General features: G+C 41.5%; 1 protein-coding gene. It reads right to left on the bottom strand.

Going from position 1 to position 735, the window contains the following annotated elements; genetic code table 11:
• Window positions 1-96: 96 nt before the first annotated feature.
• Window positions 97-735 (bottom strand): hypothetical protein (locus tag OM075_RS26650; RefSeq protein ID WP_301193341.1); only part of this gene is annotated, 639 nt, incomplete at its 5' end.

The raw sequence follows: 735 nt of genomic DNA, 5'->3' as shown, positions 1-735 counted from the left end.
TACTGGCCATCCGAAGCCCATTCGCCTTTTTTCAATAACGGTGGGGTTGTTCCCCTAAACATTTTTATCGTTCCCATATCTAAAGTCTTTTAATTTCTAAATCAATGCGTAGGCTTGCTCAAACAATTGGTTGGAGACGTAATTACCGCCAGTCTCAACCTTTGTCATTGAAAGCACCAATAAGCGAAGTGTGTTTTTTGTAGGCAGGAGCTTTGCACTCTTGCTGACCTTTAAATCCTTACAAACCGTTTGGATATAATGGTCTGTATTGTTTTCAAATCGGGGTGCATATTCCTCGACCAATAACGGTACTGTGTTTTTGCCCTTTTCAATATCATGCTTGAGGTCTTTAATCATGGCTCGAACACCATAAACCGGAGCAATAAACATTTCAAAACGTCTGTCCTTATTTTGCTCTTTGGGCAGTTTCCCGTTCCATTTGATATTGGTGAAAATCAGGTTTCCCGGATTGTTGTTTCGTATGCCCCTGGGTGCATTTGAGAGATAGGTATTGCCACCGTTCCAATTCTGAAAGTTTGAGGGCAGTTCGTTACTGTTGGTAGTCAAAATGTTTGAACCACGAGGAGGCAATAGCCCACGCTTGCGTTTGTTTCGTCTGCGAATCATTACAATTGTGGTTACTATTGCCCCTGTGGTTAACACCCCTCCCGAAATAAATAATATCTTTTTCTTCTTGTCCATAGCTTTATTGTTAGAGTTTAGAGAGGGATTCCC

Origin of the sequence: Plebeiibacterium sediminum (assembly GCF_026013605.1) — a bacterium.
Lineage (GTDB): Bacteria > Bacteroidota > Bacteroidia > Bacteroidales > Marinilabiliaceae > Saccharicrinis > Saccharicrinis sediminus.
This window is presented reverse-complemented; position numbering and strand designations above follow the sequence as displayed.